This is a genomic window from Sediminimonas sp. (assembly GCF_024637375.1).
Classification (GTDB): domain Bacteria; phylum Pseudomonadota; class Alphaproteobacteria; order Rhodobacterales; family Rhodobacteraceae; genus Sediminimonas.
The window spans coordinates 17,514-35,219 of record NZ_JAGXFK010000021.1; the positions used below are offsets into that span (position 1 = coordinate 17,514).

18 protein-coding genes are annotated in these 17,706 nt (G+C 65.9%); 4 read left to right on the top strand and 14 right to left on the bottom strand.

Annotation, left to right across the window (positions count from 1 at the left end):
- Positions 1 to 50 precede the first annotated feature (50 nt).
- On the bottom strand, positions 51 to 1,331 hold the full coding sequence (phaZ, locus tag Q0L89_RS02850; protein WP_296762383.1) for a polyhydroxyalkanoate depolymerase: 1,281 nt from the start codon (positions 1,329 to 1,331) through the stop codon (positions 51 to 53).
- Positions 1,332 to 1,436: 105 nt separating this feature from the next.
- On the opposite strand from phaZ, the gene phaC reads away from it, so the two are divergent.
- From phaC to Q0L89_RS02870, 4 genes are all read left to right on the top strand, one after another.
- The gene (gene phaC, locus Q0L89_RS02855; RefSeq protein WP_296762385.1) at positions 1,437 to 3,230 is read left to right on the top strand and encodes a class I poly(R)-hydroxyalkanoic acid synthase; all 1,794 of its coding nucleotides are present in this window, start codon (positions 1,437 to 1,439) and stop codon (positions 3,228 to 3,230) included.
- A 136-nt stretch (positions 3,231 to 3,366) separates the two neighbouring features.
- The gene (locus Q0L89_RS02860) at positions 3,367 to 3,825 is read left to right on the top strand and encodes a phasin family protein (protein WP_296762387.1); all 459 of its coding nucleotides are present in this window, start codon (positions 3,367 to 3,369) and stop codon (positions 3,823 to 3,825) included.
- Between the two features lie 119 nt (positions 3,826 to 3,944).
- On the top strand, positions 3,945 to 4,499 hold the full coding sequence (gene phaR / locus Q0L89_RS02865; protein WP_296762389.1) for a polyhydroxyalkanoate synthesis repressor PhaR: 555 nt from the start codon (positions 3,945 to 3,947) through the stop codon (positions 4,497 to 4,499).
- Positions 4,500 to 4,505: 6 nt separating this feature from the next.
- On the top strand, positions 4,506 to 5,483 hold the full coding sequence (locus Q0L89_RS02870; RefSeq protein WP_296762391.1) for a LysR family transcriptional regulator: 978 nt from the start codon (positions 4,506 to 4,508) through the stop codon (positions 5,481 to 5,483).
- Positions 5,484 to 5,589: 106 nt separating this feature from the next.
- On the opposite strand, the gene Q0L89_RS02875 is transcribed toward Q0L89_RS02870, so the two are convergent.
- The 13 genes from Q0L89_RS02875 to Q0L89_RS02935 form a co-directional block, all read right to left on the bottom strand.
- Entirely contained in the window at positions 5,590 to 6,807 is a 1,218-nt protein-coding gene (locus Q0L89_RS02875; protein WP_296762393.1) for an aminotransferase class I/II-fold pyridoxal phosphate-dependent enzyme, read from the bottom strand.
- Between the two features lie 135 nt (positions 6,808 to 6,942).
- Positions 6,943 to 8,247, bottom strand: coding sequence for an FAD-binding oxidoreductase (locus tag Q0L89_RS02880; RefSeq protein ID WP_296762394.1), 1,305 nt, complete (start codon positions 8,245 to 8,247; stop codon positions 6,943 to 6,945).
- Between the two features lie 114 nt (positions 8,248 to 8,361).
- Positions 8,362 to 9,720, bottom strand: coding sequence for a glutamine synthetase family protein (locus Q0L89_RS02885; RefSeq protein WP_296762395.1), 1,359 nt, complete (start codon positions 9,718 to 9,720; stop codon positions 8,362 to 8,364).
- On the bottom strand, positions 9,717 to 10,397 hold the full coding sequence (locus Q0L89_RS02890) for a type 1 glutamine amidotransferase (protein ID WP_296762397.1): 681 nt from the start codon (positions 10,395 to 10,397) through the stop codon (positions 9,717 to 9,719). Before Q0L89_RS02890 ends, Q0L89_RS02885 begins: the two co-directional genes overlap by 4 nt.
- 75 nt (positions 10,398 to 10,472) lie before the next feature.
- Positions 10,473 to 11,807, bottom strand: a complete 1,335-nt coding sequence (locus Q0L89_RS02895; RefSeq protein WP_296762399.1) for a glutamine synthetase family protein — start codon at positions 11,805 to 11,807, stop codon at positions 10,473 to 10,475.
- 165 nt (positions 11,808 to 11,972) lie between these two features.
- On the bottom strand, positions 11,973 to 12,779 hold the full coding sequence (locus Q0L89_RS02900; RefSeq protein ID WP_296762401.1) for an ABC transporter permease subunit: 807 nt from the start codon (positions 12,777 to 12,779) through the stop codon (positions 11,973 to 11,975).
- Entirely contained in the window at positions 12,776 to 13,657 is an 882-nt protein-coding gene (locus tag Q0L89_RS02905) for an ABC transporter permease (RefSeq protein ID WP_296762483.1), read from the bottom strand. The genes Q0L89_RS02900 and Q0L89_RS02905 overlap by 4 nt, the downstream gene beginning before the upstream one ends.
- 57 nt (positions 13,658 to 13,714) lie before the next feature.
- Entirely contained in the window at positions 13,715 to 14,431 is a 717-nt protein-coding gene (locus tag Q0L89_RS02910; RefSeq protein ID WP_296762402.1) for a transporter substrate-binding domain-containing protein, read from the bottom strand.
- Positions 14,432 to 14,466: 35 nt separating this feature from the next.
- Positions 14,467 to 15,243, bottom strand: a complete 777-nt coding sequence (locus Q0L89_RS02915; protein ID WP_296762403.1) for an ATP-binding cassette domain-containing protein — start codon at positions 15,241 to 15,243, stop codon at positions 14,467 to 14,469.
- A 134-nt stretch (positions 15,244 to 15,377) separates the two neighbouring features.
- Positions 15,378 to 16,133: a PhnD/SsuA/transferrin family substrate-binding protein gene (locus Q0L89_RS02920; RefSeq protein ID WP_296762404.1), complete on the bottom strand. Its 756-nt coding sequence runs from the start codon at positions 16,131 to 16,133 to the stop codon at positions 15,378 to 15,380.
- Between the two features lie 13 nt (positions 16,134 to 16,146).
- A complete protein-coding gene (locus Q0L89_RS02925; RefSeq protein WP_296762406.1) occupies positions 16,147 to 16,587 on the bottom strand; it encodes a TerB family tellurite resistance protein in 441 nt (146 codons plus the stop codon).
- A gap of 51 nt (positions 16,588 to 16,638) precedes the next feature.
- The gene (locus Q0L89_RS02930) at positions 16,639 to 16,935 is read right to left on the bottom strand and encodes a DUF1330 domain-containing protein (protein ID WP_296762407.1); all 297 of its coding nucleotides are present in this window, start codon (positions 16,933 to 16,935) and stop codon (positions 16,639 to 16,641) included.
- Positions 16,936 to 16,980: 45 nt separating this feature from the next.
- Complete coding sequence (locus Q0L89_RS02935; protein ID WP_296762408.1) at positions 16,981 to 17,637, bottom strand: hypothetical protein; 657 nt, start codon at positions 17,635 to 17,637, stop codon at positions 16,981 to 16,983.
- Positions 17,638 to 17,706: the final 69 nt, after the last annotated feature.

Sequence of the window (17,706 nt, forward strand, 5' to 3'; positions counted from 1 at the left end):
CCCCCCCCCGGCCCCCGGTGAGGGGAGGGCGCGTTCCGGTGCCGCGCGCCTCAGGCGGCGTTGGTGTTGGCGGCTTTCTTCGCGGTGCTCGGCTTGGGGGCGGGGCTGTTGGCGTCGATGAACTCCAGAACCAGCGGCCGGATGTTGTTGCGCCAGCTCTTGCCGGCAAAGATGCCGTAATGGCCGGCGCCAGGTTCGACGTGGCTGGCTTTTTTCGCGTCCGGCAGGCCGGTGCACAAATCCAGCGCGGCGATGCACTGGCCCGGTGCCGAGATGTCGTCGTTGGTACCTTCGACGGTTTTCACGGCGACATCGGTGATCTTGCCCATGTCCACCTGGTGGCCCTGGACGGTAAAGGCGTTGCGCGCGATCTCGCGGCCCTTGAAGACACGTTCGACGGTCGACAGGTAGAACTCGGCGGTCATGTCCATCACCGCGAGGTATTCGTCGTAGAACCGGTTGTGCGCGTCGTGGTCCGATGCCTCGCCGCGGGCGACGGCGCTGATCTGTTCGGTAAACGCCTTCTGGTGGCGTTCGCCGTTCATGCCGATGAACGAGGCCAGTTGCAGCAGCCCCGGATAGACCGTGCGCCCGACACCCTTGTAGGTGAAGCCGACGCGCTGGATCATGAGTTCCTCGAGCTGGCCCATGGTCACGCGGGCGCCGAAATCTGTCACTTCGGTGGGGTTGGCGTCGGGGTCGATGGGACCGCCGATCAGGGTCAGGCTGCGCGGCTGCGCCTTGGGGTCGATCTCGGCCAGGTAGGCGGTTGCCGCCAGCGCCAGGGGCGCCGGCTGACACACCGCGATGACGTGGGTGTCGGGGCCCATCTCGCGCATGAAGTCGACCAGATAGAGCGTGTAATCCTCGACATCGAACTTGCCGCAGCTCACCGGGATGTCGCGGGCATTGTGCCAATCGGTGATGTAGACCTCGCAATCGACCAGCAGGCTTTTTACCGTCGAGCGCAGCAGGGTGGCATAGTGGCCCGACATCGGCGCCACCAGAAGCACCTTGCGCGGCATCGGTTCGCGCCCCGGTACGGCGAAATGGATCAGGTCGCCGAAGGGTTTCTCGACCACCGTCTCGATATTGACCAGGTGATCCTTGCCATCGGCGCAGGTGAAGGTCCGGATACCCCAGTCGGGCTTGGCCACCATGCGTTGAAAGGTGCGTTCGGTCACCTCGCCCCAGGCTGCCATCCAGCTGAATGCGGGGTTTGGCACGGTGCTGAAAAACGGGTAGGATGCGAATGACAAGGCGGAGGCACCCAGCCATTGGTTCGCATTGCGGAAGGATTCCATCAGATCGTATGTCGCCATGTAGCGCATCGTGCGTCTCCTTTGGTGTCCGGGGCGGCCCCGATGGCATGCCGCTTGCCCCGGCCCACGGCATTTATGCTGCTTTGCAGCGAAGAATAGGGGTAAAACTTTAATATGACAACCAACGACGACGTCGCGAAGGAAAACCTGGAGCGGTTGAACGCCAATCTGGCCCGTGTCGAGGAACTGTCGCAGCGCCTGGTCCATGCCCTGACGGCGCGACAGGGGGTCAGCCCGGCGCTCAGCGGCCCCGACAGCGACGTGTTCCTCAAGGCCGGCGCGGCGTATTGGTCCGAGATGATGCGCGACCCGGCGCGCATGTTCGAGCATCAGGTCGAATACTGGAGCAAGTCGGTGAAACATTTCATCGAGGCGCAGCAGGCAATCGCGCAGGGCGGGCTGGAGGCGCCCGAGGACGAAACCCCCGACGATCCGCGCTTTGTCAATCCGCTGTGGCGCACGCATCCCTATTTCAACTTCGTCAAGCAACAGTACCTGCTGAACGCGCAGGCGGTGGAGCAGGCGGTGGCCGATGCGCAGGAGCTCGACCCGGTCGAGCGCAAGCGGCTGGAGTATTTCTCGCGCCAGATCATCGACATGATGTCGCCGACCAATTTCCTTGGCACCAACCCCGACGCGCTGGAACGCGCGGTCGAGACCGACGGCGAAAGCCTGGTGCGCGGGCTGGAAAACCTGGTGTCTGACCTAGAGGCCAACGACGGCGAACTGCTGGTGCGGCTGTCGAGTCCGGATGCCTTCAAGCTGGGCGAGAACATTGCCACCACGCCGGGGCAGGTGGTTTATCGCAACGACATGATGGAACTGATCCAGTATGCGCCCGCGACCGAAAAGGTGCACGCCACGCCGCTGATCATCTTTCCGCCCTGGATCAACAAGTTCTACATCCTCGACCTGAAAGACCGGAACAGCCTGATCAAGTGGATCACCGAGCAGGGGTTCACGCTGTTCGTGGTCAGCTGGGTCAACCCCGACGAAAGCTATGCCGATATCGGGCTGGAGGATTACATGGAGCGCGGCTACCTGGCGGCGCTGCGCGAGGTCAAGGCGATCACCGGCGAAAGCCGGGTCAACGCGGTTGGGTACTGCATCGGCGGCACCACGCTGGCGATGGTGCTGTCGCTGCTCAAGCACCGCGGCGACGACTCGGTCAAGTCGGCGAGCTTCTTCACCACGCTGACCGATTTTTCCGACCAGGGCGAGTTTACGCCGTTCCTTCAGGACGATTTCATCGACCCGATCGAGGCCGAGCTGGCCGAGCGCGGCATCCTGCGGTCGTTCATCATGTCGCGCACCTTTTCGTTCTTGCGCTCGAACGACCTGATCTACCGCCCGGCGATCCGCAGCTACATGCTGGGCGAGGCGCCGCCGGCCTTCGACCTGCTGTACTGGAACGGTGATGGCACCAACCTGCCGGGGCGCATGACCATGCAGTACCTGCGCCAGCTTTGCCAGCGCAACGAATTCGCCGATGGCGGGATCGAGCTGTTGGATGAACGTCTTCACCTTGGCGACATCAACCTGCCGGTGTGCGTCGTGGCCTGCCAGACCGATCACATCGCCGCGTGGAAGGACAGCTACCGCGGCATGCAGCAGATGAAATCGCGCAGCCGCACGTTCATCCTGTCGGAATCGGGGCATATCGCGGGTATCGTGAACCCGCCCAGCAAGAAGAAGTACGGCCACTATACCAACACCGCGCTGAGCCTGCCGGCCGAGAAATGGCTGGAGGGCGCCACCTACCACGAAGGCAGTTGGTGGCCGCGCTGGGGCAAGTGGCTGGCGAAACGCTCGGGCGGCATAGTGCCCGCGCGCACGCCGGGCGATTCGGAGCACCCGCCGCTCGCACCGGCGCCGGGGCGCTATGTCGATCGCGCGTTAAACGACTGATTCCAAATTGTTTTGGAAATTATCGCTGCATCGCGGCATAAATTCCTTGAAATGCTGCGTCGCAGCATGCATATTGTGTTCAGAACAACAAAGGCGGGGCGCTCCCTCCCCGCAGGCTCAGAAAAGGATTTGAGACATGACCAAGGCAAATGACATGACCGACATGACCGCCATGATGAAGGACATGATGGGCGCATTCCCCGTCGACACCAAGGCGATGGAAAACGCGTTCAAGAACCAGGCGACGCTGAACGAAAAGCTGTCCGGCGTGGCGCTGGATGCGGTTGGGAAGTCCTCGGAAATCTCCAGCAAGTGGACCAAGGACACTCTGGCCAAGATGGCCGACATGAGCAAGGCCAAGACCGATCCGGCCGACTATGCCAAGTCGATGACCGATTTCGCCTCGGCGCAGGCCGAAGTCGCCGCCGAGAACATGGCCGCCTTCGCCGAAGTCGCGAAGAAGGTTCAGATGGACACGGTCGAGCTGATGATGGCTGCCGGCAAGGACATGGGCGAAGAAGCCCAGTCGGCCATGCAGAAGGCCACCAAGGAGGCGAGCACCGCCGCCAAGAAGGCCACCGCACAGGCCAAGTAAGCGCGACGCATCGACTTCCTCCCTGTCGATGTCATCGGGGCGGGCTGCCAAGCCCGCCCTTTCAATTTGTCGGCACCTGCCCTAGGATTGCTGCACTGCTGCATCTGGGAGGATCGCCCGTGGCCGACGACGCCAAACCGCTTCTGATCAAACGCTACGCGAGCCGCCGGCTCTACAACACCGAAACCAGCGATTACGTCACGCTGGAGGATATCGCGCGGTTCATCCGCGAGGGCCGCGAGGTGCAGATCGTCGATCTGAAATCCGGCGACGACCTGACCCGTCAATACCTGCTCCAGATCATTGCCGAACACGAAAGCCGCGGCGAAAGCGTGCTGCCGGTCAACGTGCTCAACGACCTGGTGCGCAGCTATACCAGCCAGGCCGGGTCGATCGTGCCGCAGTTCCTGCAAATGTCGTTCGACATGCTGCGCGATGGCCAGAGCCAGATGATGGAGAAAATGGTCAAGGCGAACCCGATGGCCAAGATGCCCGGGTTCGAGGCGATGCAGGCCCAGCAGGAGGCGTTCCTCAAGGCGATGACCAGCGGCGTGGCCGGCAGTACCGGGCCTTCGGGTGGCGGGTCCGAGGCGGACGGCGGCGAAGAGGATCTCGACGAGATCAAGCGCCAACTGGCCGAATTGCAAGACAAGCTGTCAAAGATGAACAAGTAGGCCGCGATGGTCGATAGCCCCGGCCGGATAACCCTCTGGGGGATTGAGGTGTTCGTCGCCACGGCGGAGGAGGGCAGCATCTCGGCCGCGGCGCGGCGTCTGGGGGCCAGCCCCTCGGCGGTCAGTCAGCAATTGACCAACCTCGAAGGCGCGATCGGCGCGGCGCTTCTGGTGCGCAACGCCCGGCCGGTGGTGCTGACCCCGGCCGGAGAGCTGTTTCGCCGTCGCGCCGGCACCATCCTCAACGAGGCGGCGCTGGCGCGCAGCGAACTGGCGATGACCGACATGACGGCGCTGACCCGGTTCCGGCTGGGCATGATCGAGGATTTCGAGGCCGACGTGACGCCGCAGTTGCTGACCGGGCTGGCGCACGAGATGAGTCACTGCCAGTTTTTGCTGGAGACCGGGGCAAGCCACCATTTGCACGACCAACTCGATGCCCGCGCGCTTGACGTTGCGGTGGCCGCCGAGATGGGCGCGATCCCCGACTGGGCCGAGCAGCACCCGCTGCTGAGCGAGGGATTCGTGGTGGCGGCGCCGCGCGGTACCCTGGGCGAACTGGCCCTTGACCATGCGGGCGTTCTGGACCGGCTGCGGGCGATGCCGCTGGTGCAATACAGCAGTCGCCATTACATGGGCCGGCAGATCGCTGCGCATCTGGCGCGGCAGGATCTGCGCCTGTCGCACCGGTTCGAACTGGACAGCTACCACGCCATCCTGGCGCTGGTGGCCCAGGGCGCGGGCTGGACCATCCTGACGCCGCTGGCGCTGATGCGCGCGCGGCGCTTCGCCGGCAGCCTCGACGTGGCGGAGCTGCCCTTCGCGTCGCTGGAGCGGACGATCTCGTTGACCGCGCGGCGCGGGGAGCTGGGCGACATGCCGGCCCACCTGGCGGCGCTGATCAAGCCGCTGTTGCAAGAGGCGGTTGTGACCCCGGCGATTGCGGCGCACCCGTTCATGGCGGCGCACCTGCGGGTGCTCTGACGCAGGTCAGGAAAAGGCCGGATCGGGCGCGCCCCGTCGCTGGCGCGGCGGGCGGCGCGTTGCAAGCTCACGCCAGGGCCCTCTATCGGGCGCGCCTTGCCCGCGATCAGGTGCCGTAGCCGCGGATGTTGCCCATCACGTCCTGCGCGGCGCGCACCAGCGCTTCGGCGATCACGTCAAGTTCGGGCAGTTGCAGCCGCGCCGGCAGGCGGGTGTCGCAGGCCCGCATCAGCATCTGGCGGGTGCGCGGCAACTCGGGCAACTCGCCCAGGAACTGCCAGTTCCAGAACGCGCGCGCGTTGTCGGCGCTCAGCCCGAAAACCTGCACCTTGACGCCGCGTTCGGCCGCGGCGCGCGAGAACGCCTCGACTTGGTCCTGTGCCATGCCCACAAGGTTGAACTGGATGGAATCGGGGGCGCGTTCCTCCGGGTCCAGCTTGGCCGGCACCTCGATCCAGGGCGACAGGTTCAGCCGTTCGGCGACGTAGTCATGGTTGCGCCGCCCGTCGGCGATGCGGCGGGGCAGTTCGGGTATCTGCGGGCGCAGCAACGCGGCGCTGAGATTGCCCATCCGCAGGTTGTATAGCGGCAGGCGGTTCTGCCACCGAGCAAAAGCCTCGTGCAGCGCCTGCGCGTCTTCTTCGGTGGCGGCCATGTGCTTTGACCAGTTGTGCTCATAGGCGCCCGACATGATCACCGCGCGGGCCATGATGTCGGCATCGTCGGTGATCATCATGCCGCCTTCGCCGGAATTGAGCAGCTTGTAGCTCTGGAAGCTGAAGCAGCCCACGCGCCCGATGGTGCCGATGCGCTGGCCGTGCCAGGTGGTGCCCAGCGAATGCGCCGCGTCCTCGATCACCGGCACGCCGCGGGTCTCGGCCAGGGCCATGATCGCGTCCATGTCCGAGGTGTGGCCGCGCATGTGGCTGATGATGACGGCGTCGATGCTGTGGTCGAGCCGTTTGGCGAAGTCGTCGATGTCGATGCGGTAGTTGTCGCCCACCTCGCACAGCACCGGCGTGCAATCGGCGTGCACGACGGCCGAGGGCACGGCGGCGAAGGTGAACGCGGGAACCAGCACCCGCGCGCCGCGCGGCAGATCAAGCGCCTTGAGCGACAGGAACAACGCCGCCGAGCAACTGCTGACCGCAAGCGCGTAGCCGCTGCCAAGCGCGTCGGCGAATTCGCGTTCCAGCAGCGACACCGGCGCATCCTGCGGCGCGGTGTAGCGGAACAGATCGCCGGTCTGCAAGAGCCGCTCGATCTCTTCTCGGGCGGCGGCGGGGATCGGCTCGGCATCGTAGACATTGGGCGGCAGGGACATCGGGATTTCGGCTTTCCTGAAATTTCCTTTCCGATTTCCTAAACGAACCGAACCGAAAAGCAAAGCCCCCGGCGCCCGCGAGGGGCGCGGCGATAAGTCCCGTGGCAAGCGGAGGTGCGGCGCGCGCGGCGTGTGCTAAAGGCCCAGCCGGTCGCGCAGGGCAAACCAGCTCATCGCCAGCGTCAGCAGCGGTGTGCGCATGGCCGCCCCGCCGGGAAACGGCGTGTGCGGCAGGCGTGCCATGGTGTCGAAGCCCTCGGCCTGTCCGGCGATGGCCTGCGCCATCAGCATACCGGCATGGGTGGCGGTTCCCACCCCGTGCCCCGAATAACCCGAGGCCGACAGGATGTTGGGCGCCAGCCGCACCAGATAGGGCAGCCGCTTCATGGTGATGGCCAGGGTGCCGCCCCAGGCGTGGTCGATTCCCACGTCGCGCAGATGCGGGAAGATCTGGCACATCGGCTTGCGCACCAGCGCGGCGATATCGCGCGGGAAACGGTAGCCATAGCTTTCGCCGCCGCCGAACAGCAACCGGCCATCGTGGCTGAGGCGGAAATAGTTGATCACGAACTTGGTGTCGGCGACGGCGACGTCGCGGGTCAGCACGCGGGCGGTCTCGGCACCCAACGGTTCGGTCGCGGCGATGAAATTGTTGATCGGCATTACCCGGCGCGCCACTTGCGCATCCAGCCCGCCGAGGTAGCCGTTGCAGGCCAGGATCAGGTGGTCGGCTTGTACCCGTCCCGTTTCGGTGTGCACCACCGGCTGCGCACCATGGTCGAGCGCGCGCACCTCGCTGCGCTCGAAGATGCGCACGCCGGCGTCACGGGCCGCGCGTGCCAGCCCCAGAGCGTAGGCCAGCGGATGCAGATGCGCCGCGCCGTGGTCGAGCGTGCCGCCGTGATAGGCCGGCGAGGGGCACAGCGCGGCGAACTCTTCGGCGTCGAGCTTTTCCACCTGGTCATAGCCGTAGCGGCTGTTGAGGTGGTCGGCGTGGGCGTGCTCGGCGGCCATTTCGCGGCGGGTGAAACAGGCATGCGCCACGCCCGGTTTCAGGTGGCAGTCGATGGCGTGGCGGTCGATCAGGCCCTTGACCAGATCCTTGGCCTCTTCGGCCTGTTGCCACAGCCGCATCGCGTCTTCGGGGCCTACGAGACGTTCCAGCGCGTCCTGTTCGACGCGCTGGCCGCTGCCCAGTTGCCCGCCATTGCGCCCCGAGGCGCCGAAGCCCACGCGGTGCGCATCGAGCAGAACGACATCAAAGCCCGCCTCGGCCAAGTGAAGCGCCGCCGACAGCCCCGTGTAACCGGCGCCTACCACGCAGACATCGGCGCGCGTGTCGCCGTGTAGCGGCTCGAACGGCGGCAGCGGCGTGGTGGTGGCGGCATACCAGCTATCGGGGTAGGTGCCGGGGCGGTCGTTGGCGTGGAGCAGGTTCATGCGGCTGGTCTTTCGAGGTTCGGGCGATGGTGGGGGCGCTGCCCCCGCCGCGCGTGCCGCGCGACTCCCCCGGGATATTTGTGGCCAGAAGAAACGCCGGCGGCGAGGAGAGGATCAGACGTTGATGAGCAGGTGTTCACGCTCCCAAGGGCTGATGACCTGGAGGAATTCCTCGTACTCGGTGCGCTTGACGATGCTGTAGACGCGGGCGAACTCGGAACCGAGGATATCGTGCAGGTCGGTGGCGGCATCGAAGAGGTCGAGCGCCTGGCCCAGCACGCGGGGGATCTCGCCCTCGCCGTCATAGGCGTCGCCCTTGAACTGGCGGTCGGGGCGGACCTCGTCCATCAGGCCCATGTAGCCACAGGCGAGGCTGGCGGCGATGCCGAGGTAGGGGTTGCAATCCATGCCCGCCAGGCGGTTTTCCACCCGGCGCGCCTCGGGGCCCGACAACGGCACGCGGATGCCGGTGGTGCGGTTGTCGCGCCCCCAGGCCAGGTTGATCGGTGCGGCCTGGTCGCGCACATAGCGGCGGTAGGAGTTGACGTAGGGCGCCAGCACCGCGATGGCCGAGGGCAGGTGCCGTTGCAGCCCGCCGATATAGTGGAAGAAGGCATCGGTTTCGCCGCCCTGCGGGCCGGCGAATATGTTGTGTCCGGTTTCGATGTCGAGCACAGAGTGGTGGATGTGCATGGCCGAGCCGGGTTCCTCGGCAATCGGCTTGGCCATGAAGGTGGCGAAACAGTCATGGCGCATCGCCGCCTCGCGGATCAGCCGCTTGAAGAAGAACACCTCGTCGGCCAGCTTAACCGGGTCGCCGTGGCGCAGGTTGATTTCCAGTTGCCCGGCGCCGCCTTCCTGGGTGATGCCGTCGATCTCGAATCCCTGCGCCTCGGCGAAGTCGTAGATGTCGTCGATGACAGGGCCGAATTCATCGACCGCGGTCATCGAATAGGCCTGGCGCGCGGCGGCGGGGCGGCCCGAGCGGCCGATCATCGGTTCGATGCTCTTGGCGGGGTCCACGTTGCGCGCCACCAGGTAGAATTCCATCTCGGGCGCGACGACGGGGTTCCAGCCTTGCGCGTGGTAAAGCTCGACCACCCGGCGCAGCACGTTGCGCGGGGCGCATTCGATCGCCGCGCCGTGGCGGTCATAGGCGTCGTGTATGACCTGCAGCGTCCAGTCGCCCGTCCACGGTGCCGCCGAGGCGGTGGACATGTCCGGTTTCAGGATCATGTCGCGTTCGATGAACCCGTCGTCGCCGGCGGCCTCGCCCCAGTCGCCGGTGATGGTCTGGTAGAAGATGCTGTCGGGCAGGTGGAAGTAATCCTGCCGGGCGAACTTGCTGGCTGGCACCGCCTTGCCGCGGGCGATGCCGGGCAGGTCCGAGATGATGCATTCGACCTCGTCCAGGCGGCGCCCATCGAGGTAGGCGCGGGCATGGTCGGGCAGGTTGTCGGTCCATTCGGTCATGAGGTGGTCCTCTTGAAGAAGTCCGCCATCCGGTCGGCGAAGGTTTGCGCGTCCAGCGGCGTTTCGAGGCGGTCGCGGGCATCGTCGAGCAGCGCATCGTCGATCAGGCCGGGGCCGCGATGGCGGATCAGTGAATCGACCATCTCGGCGTTGAACTCGGGGTGCGGTTGCACCGTCAGCACGGTGTCGCCATAGGCCAGCCCGGCATTGCGGCAGAACGGGTGGGTGGCGATCACGCGCGCGGCGGCGGGTTTCTCGACCACCTGGTCCTGGTGCCAGGCGTTGAGGGTTATCGGGGTGCCGTCGAAATCATACTCCTGCGGGCCGATCGCCCAGCCGCCCGAGAACTTTTCGACCCGCCCGCCCAGGGCCTGGGCGATGATCTGGTGGCCGAAACAGATGCCGATCAGAGGCCGGCCCGAGGCGGCGATGTCACGCAGCAACGCCTCGAGCGGCGGGATCCAGGGGTGATCCTCGTAGGCGCCGTGTTTCGAGCCGGTGACAAGCCAGCCATCGGCGGCCTCGGGGCCGGGGGGGAACTGGTTGTCGACAACGGACCACGTTTCGAAATCGAAGCCGTGCCCCGACAGCAGCCGCATGAACATGTCTGAGTAGTCGCCCAGGGTGTCGACGACTTCGGCGGGGGCGTGGCCGGTTTGCAGGATGCCGATTTTCATGGATCACCGGTTGGTTGGAATGGCGCAAGGCTATGGCGGAGAAGCCCGGCAGGCAAGGGTGGCTCGGAGCGTGTTTCAGACCGAGTCGAGATAGATTTCCGCCTGTTCATCCGGGGTCAGTTCGCCCATGTAATGCATTTCCTGGCGCTTGGTCAGCACCAGGTTGCGGATCAGTTCGGGCGCGAAGATGCGCTTCACGATGTCCGAGCCCTCGAACGCGTCGATGGCACCGGCCCAGGTGTCGGGGATGTGCGGCAGGTCCAGCGCGTAGGCGTTGCCGGTGATCGGCGCGGGCGGCTCAAGCCCGTCCTCGATACCGCAAAGCGCGGCGCCCAGGATCGCGGCCAGCATCAGGTACGGGTTGACGTCGCCGCCCGCCACGCGGTGTTCGATGCGCCGCGCCTTGGGGCTGCCCGAGGGCACACGGATGGCGGCGGTGCGGTTCTCGTAGGCCCAGCAGATGCCGGTGGGCGCGTGGGCGTCGGGCACCATGCGATCGTAGCTGTTGGCGTGGGGGGCAAAGACCAGCGTGCTGTCGTGCATGGCGTTCAGGCACCCGGCGATGGCGTGGCGCAAGGTGTCGGTGCCTTTGGGCCCGCCATCGTCGAAGACGTTGTTGCCTTCCTTGTCGAGCAGCGAGAAATGCGTGTGCAGCCCCGACCCGGGGTAGTCGTCATAGGGCTTGGCCATGAACGAGGCGGCGAACCCGTGCCGCCGCGCCATCCCCTTGACCAGCATCTTGAACAGCCAGGCATCGTCGGCGGCGCGCAGGGCGTCGTCGCAATGCATCAGGTTGATCTCGAACTGGCCCAGTCCGGCTTCGGAAATGGCGGTGTCGGCGGGGATGTCCATCTCTTCGCAGGCGTCGTAAAGATCGGTGAAGAAGATGTCGAACTGATCCAGCGCGCGCACCGACATCGTCTCGGCCGCCTTGCGCCGCTTGCCCGAGCGCGGGCTGATCGGCACCTGCAGGTTGCGGCCCGAATCGTCGATCAGGAAGAATTCCAGCTCCACCGCGACCACCGGCGTCAGGCCGCGCGCCTTGTAGCGGTCAAGCACCGCGCGCAGCGCCTGGCGCGGGTCGCCGTCATAGGGGCGGCCATCCTCGCGGAACATCCAGATCGGCAGCAGCGCCGTGGGCGCCTCCAGCCACGGCATCGGCATGAAGCCGCGTTCGGTCGGTTTGAGCACACCATCGGCATCGCCCGAATCGAACACCAGCGGGCTGTCGTCGATATCCTCGCCCCAGATGTCGAGGTTGAGCACCGACAGCGGAAACCGGGTGCCATCCTCGACCACCTTGTCGGCAAAGCGCGTCGGCACGCGCTTGCCGCGCGGCTGACCGTTGAGATCCGAGGCGGCGACGCGGATGGTGCGCACCTCTGGGTGTTTCCTGAGCCAGTTCTTCATTCCTGTCACCCGGCGGGTTGGGGCCCGGCACGCCCGACCGATGGCGGAGCAGGGAGCCCGTGTGCGTTATTGTGATCAAATCATTGGCAGCGATGCCCCATCCCCCGGCAGGGTTTGGCGAGCGGTGTCAGCCCATGGCGTTAAAATTTGATCAAATATTGGATACTACCGGATAAGATTGGGACGCAAGCGAATTTTTCGCCGTGCTTCTTGCGGAAGATGCCGGTTCAGGCGTCTGTTGACCAGCCCGAACAGGCCGATGATACACAGCGTGAGCAGGATGAAATAGCCCGCCAGGATCGGGTAGGGGACGAACGGATTGAAGGTCTTGTCGGCGAAATAGCTGGCGTAATAGAGCGCGTCGCCCTTCTGTCGCCAGGCCGGGAAACCGGAAAAGTATACCAGCGTCGTGGCATGGAAGAGGAAGATCGCCTCGTTGATGTAGGCGGGCCAAGCCAGGCGCAGCATGGTCGGCCAGACGATGCGCCGGAACCGCGCCCAGCCGGAAAACCCGTAGGCGTCCGCCGCCTCGATATCGCCGCTGGGGATGGCGCGCAGGGCGCCATAAAATATTTCGCCGGAATAGGCGGCGGTGTTGAGAAACAGCACCACCAGGGCCCCCAGCCAGGCCGAGGTGAACGGGTCGAACGCCGGGTGCACCGACTTCAGCGACAGGAACAGGAAATAGGCAAAGAAGAACTGGATGAACAGCGGCGAGCCGCGGAAGACGAAAATGAACCATTCCGACGACTTGCGCACGAGCCGGTTGCGCGCGCTCTTGCCGACGGCCACGGCGGTGGCCAGAAAGAACCCCGCCAGCAGTGCCAGGGTGCCGAAATAGATGTTCCAGATCATCCCCGAGCCGATCAGCGTGACTTGCTCGCACAGGGTGAAATCCTCGCGCGGCAGCAGCCGTTCGCCGATGCCGACGCTGCGCAGGCCGTAATCCTGGACCGTCTGCCAGCAACTCATGCCGCTTTACCCTGTGCCCTGCCGCCCGAAGTGGCCTGGCCGTGGCTGAATTTCACCATCAGCTTTTCAAGGAAAACCTCGGAAACCCGCGTGAAGATCAGGTAGAAAACCAGCAGAGCCAGGAAATACCACACCCGCCAGTCGCCATGCGGGTAGGCGGTGAAGCGCGGGTTGGCGGTGCCGCCCAGTTCGCGCGCCCAGTAGACGATATCCTCGACCCCCAGCAGAAACAGCAGCGGCGTCGCCTTGATCAGCACCATCCAGAGGTTGGAAAGCCCCGGCAGGGCATAAAGCCACATCTGCGGCACGAGGATGCGCCAGAAGGTCTGATGGCGCGACATGCCATAGGCCTCGGCCGTTTCCAGTTGCGCCCGCGGCACCGCGCGCATTGCCCCGTAAAGGACGTTGGCCGAGAACGCGCCGAAGACGATGGCGAAGGTCAGTACCGCCAGGAAGAACCCGTAGGTTTCATGTATCCATTGCGGCGCGTTGCCCAAGGGCAGCTTGGCCGCGTCGCAGACAATGAAATCGTTGCCCTGACGAATGGGCTGGTCCCAGTCGGGGCACTTGATCTTGTGTCGAATCCACTCGAATGCCTGGTCGAGCGCGATCACGAAGAAAAGGAAAAAGGCGATGTCCGGCACGCCGCGCACCAGCGCGATATAGGCCTTGCCGAAAATCCGCAGCGGCAGGATGCGCGAGCGCGCGAGCGTCGCCCCCCCGAAGCCGAAGAGAAGCGCCGCGGGCGCCGTTATGCCCAGAAGTGCCAGCACCACCAGGACCGAGGTGTAAAGCGCCATGTGCTTGCCGGTGGTGAGGTAACAGGCAAGCCAGCGGACGCCGTAGAGAGTGTCCGGATCGGTGCAGAAATCGAAAATGGCCCTGTCTCCCCGGAGCGGGCGGACCCCGAAGGCCCGCCCGGTGATCGGTTGACCTCAGAACGTCGAGGCGACATCCCATTTCTTGATCAGATCGTTGAGGCTGCCGTCGTCCTTCATCGACTGGATGGCCGCGTCGAGCGTGGCCTTCAGTTCGGTGTCGGATTCGCGCACGCCAAGGCCCACGCCGCCGCCGATCGCTTCCTCGCGGTCGAGCAGCATCAGGTCGGCCTCTTCGTCGGCGATCGGTGTGAGATACGACTTGTCGGCCAGCACCGCGTCGGCCTCGCCGTTGCGCACCGCGGCGATGGTTTCCTCGGGCGTGGCGTATTCCACCAGCGTCCAGCCCTGTTCGGCGACGAAGCCGGCCTGGATCGTGTTGGCCTGTGCCGCGATCACGCCGTTTTCGAGGTCGATGTCCATGGACATGGCGATGTAGGATGACGGGTCGGGCGGGGTGTAGTTCTGGGTGAAGTCGATCACCTGGTCGCGCTCTTCGGTGATCGACATGCCGGCGATGATCACATCGTAGTTGCCCGACACCAGGTTCGGGATGATCGAATCCCAGTCGTTGGTCACCCAGGTGCAGTCGAGCTCGGCGCGCTTGCACAGCTCGTCGCCCAGTTCGCGCTCGAAGCCGTCGATCTCGCCGGCGTCGTTGATGAAGTTCCACGGTGGGTAGGCGCCCTCGGTGCCCAGGCGCACGGTGTCCTGGGCCCAGGCCATACCGGCGCTAAAGGCCACCACGGCGGCGGTCGCAATCAGTTTCTTCATGAGTTTCTCCCTCTTGGTTGGTGGTTGGTTTCCGTTCAGGCGGCCACGGTCGAACTGAGGAACTGCCGCAGCCGCTCGGATTTTGGCTGGCCGAAGAGAACCTCCGGCGCGCCTTCTTCTTCGATCAGACCCAGGTGAAGGAAGACGACGTGATCGGACAGATCACGCGCCAGCTTCATGTCGTGGGTGACAAGCACCATGGTCCGCCCCTCGGCGGCGAGATCCTTGATCACGCGCACCACCTCCTGTTCTAGCTCTGGGTCGAGCGCCGAGGTCGGCTCGTCGAAAAGCAGCGCCTCGGGTTCCATGCACAGCGCCCGCGCGATCGCCGCGCGCTGTTGCTGACCGCCGGAAAGCTGGGCGGGATAGACATCGGCCTTGTCGCCGATCCCGACCTTGTCGAGATAGCCGCGTGCGGCGGTCTCGACCTCGGCGCGATCCCGGCCCAGCACCGTCACGGGCGCCTCCATCACGTTTTGCAGGATGGTCATGTGCGCCCAGAGATTGAACTGCTGGAACACCATGGAAAGGTTGGTGCGGATGCGCAGTACCTGCCTGGCGTCGGCGGGGTGGCGGTGCGCGCCGCTGCCGCGCCACTTGACGGGCTCGCCCTTGAACACGATCTCGCCTTGCTGGCTGTCTTCCAGCAGGTTGGCGCAGCGCAGAAGCGTCGATTTTCCCGACCCCGAAGACCCGATCAGCGACACCACGTCACCGCGCCGGGCCGAGATATCCACCCCCCTGAGTACCTCCAGCGCGCCGAAGGCTTTGTGCAGGTTGCGGATTTCGATCACCGGGGGGGCCTCGGCCATGCGTGCGCTCCGCTGTAGGTCACAGGTCTGTAACACATGACAATAGGGCGGAAAATGTCCACCAATGCAATGTCCAATTCGAAATCCACCGCCGGAATCCGGCCGAATTGACCCCTGGGAAGGCCAATCCGCCATCATCCCGGCGGCTGGTCACCGGCGGGTGCGGGCGGTACGGGAAGGCGCAGGTAGGCCCCCTCGGGGACGTCGATCAGCGCCCGCAGCCCCAGTACCGCGCGCGCGTCGGCGTCAAGCGCGGCGATGGCGCGGCGCAGCGCGGCGCGGATCGGGGCCGGGTCGCGCGTGGCGGCGGTGATATAGGGCAGCCCCGGCGTGGGCGGGGTGGCGCACAGCACGCGCAGCCGGTCGGCGAAATCGTCGTGCCGGCGGATCAGCCGCCAGCTGGCCGCGTCGATGGCCGCGATGTCGGCGCGCCCCGTGGCCACGGCACGGGCCGAGGCCGCGTGCCCGCCGCTGCGCAGCGTGCGGCCAAAGCGCAGCCCCAACCGGTGCGCATATAGAACCGGCGCCGCCCAGCCCGATTGCGAACACCCCTCGTTATAGGCCAGCGTTTGCGCGGCGAAATCGGCCAGCCGTGTGCCTTGCGCGTCGCGGCGCACCACCAACAGGCTGCGGTAGTGGCCCGGCGGGCACCCCGGCAGCCCCAGGTCGGGTGCGCCCAGCAATGTCACGCGCCCGCGCAGCCGGGTGCGGTAGGGCAGGCTGCAGGTCTGCGACAACAACAGCTCGGGCGCCAGCCAGTCGGCCCACGCATCGCCGCCGCGGGAAAGCCGCGCGGGGCCGCGCCCCAACTCGTCGCGCACCGCCTGCCACAGCCGGTCATTGGCCGCGCGGGTCTCGGGCCGGTCATACATGGGCAGGCTTGCGATCATCGTCGCGGGCGGGTCACTGGCCGGTGTCTACACGCTGACGCGCCAGGGCGCTGTCGCGATCGTTGATGCCCAGCAGGTTGGCGACCATGCGCAGCAGCGAATCCTCGTGATGGTCGCGCTCCCCGTCAGCCAACGCCACCTGCCACAGCGCCTCGATCACGGCCAGGCGGTCTTCATAGGCCACCGAGTCCTTGATCGCGCGGGTAAAGCGCACCGTGTCGGGGGCGTGGGCCTCGACATCCTCGGCTTCGCGGCGCAGGGCCTTGGCCTCGGCGTGCGTCAGGCCGTACCGGGTGGCGACGATGCGGTCGATATGGGCGATCTCGTCGGCCTCGTAGGCCTCGTCGGCGCGCGCCACGCGCACCAGCAGCGCCGTCAGTGCCAGCCGCGCGTCGTGATCGCTCAGCGGTTTTGGCTCGGGCACGAAGAGGGTCTTGAGCAGGTTTGACAACATGACGTTCATATAGCCCGGTTCACGCCGCGCGCCAATGCGAAACCGCGGCGCTCAGGCAGGGTCATAGCCTTCGACGATCACCAGATCGCCGGTCGAGACCGGGTCGCGCAGCGCCTTGGCCGCCTGGTAGCCGGGCGAATCGTAGCACGCCAGCGCCGCCTCGTAGCTGGGAAACTCGATCACCACGGTACGGGCGCGGGCCGCGCCCTCGCGGCATTCGCGCGTGCCGCCGCGCACCAGGAAGCGCGCGCCGTACTCCGCGAACGGCGCCGCGTTGGCGGCCTTGTAGGCCTCGTATGCGTCGGGGTCGTCAACATCCACATGCGCAACCCAGTATCCCTTGGCCATTGCATTCCTCCTTGCCGGTGTATTCAGGTCGGTGCCAGTTCAGCGTCAACCGGTCAGCGGCGCAAGGGCGAAAACGATGTCGTCGATGGCAATGCCGCCGGGATCGGTGTTGTGGATGGTGATCGCGGCGATGCCCGCACCGGCGCCTTGCACCACGAAGCCGAACGATGCGACTCCGTGCCCGAGGGTCAGGGCCTCAATGCCAAGCCGGGTGCCGTCGCGGGCATGGAATTGCACCGTCGCGACGCCGGGCGGCGGCCGCCCTCCCAGCGGGTCGGCATAATCGGCGTGGATGCGAAGGCCGACAGCCTGCTGGTCGCTGTCGAACAACAGCGCCAGGGCCCCCTCGCCGCGACCCGAGCGCGCTTGTGCGCCGTTCGGGCCGACCGGGAACACCGCGCCCGACCCGAACCCGCGATGCTGGGCCACGGTCAGCGATTGCCCCGCCGTCCCGGATCGCAGCGCGAGCGGCGCGCGCAGGTCGGCATGTGACAGTTCGTCGTGCCGCCCGCCGCCCCATGCCTCTGGCAGGTGGCGTATGCTGACGCTCTGGCCGGCGAAGTGCTCTGCAAGGGCGGCACCGGGCACCCGGTATACTTTGTCGAGGATCACGCCTGGTTCGGCTGTCGCGGGCAGGTCTTCGAAATCCATCCGCCCGTCCAGTTGCGCGGCGAGCGTGTCGTAATCGGCCGTGACGATCACAACCGGAGCCCCGTCTTGCGGCGATGCGCCTGTCGACAGCAGAAACAACGGCAGTGCAAGTACTGCGGC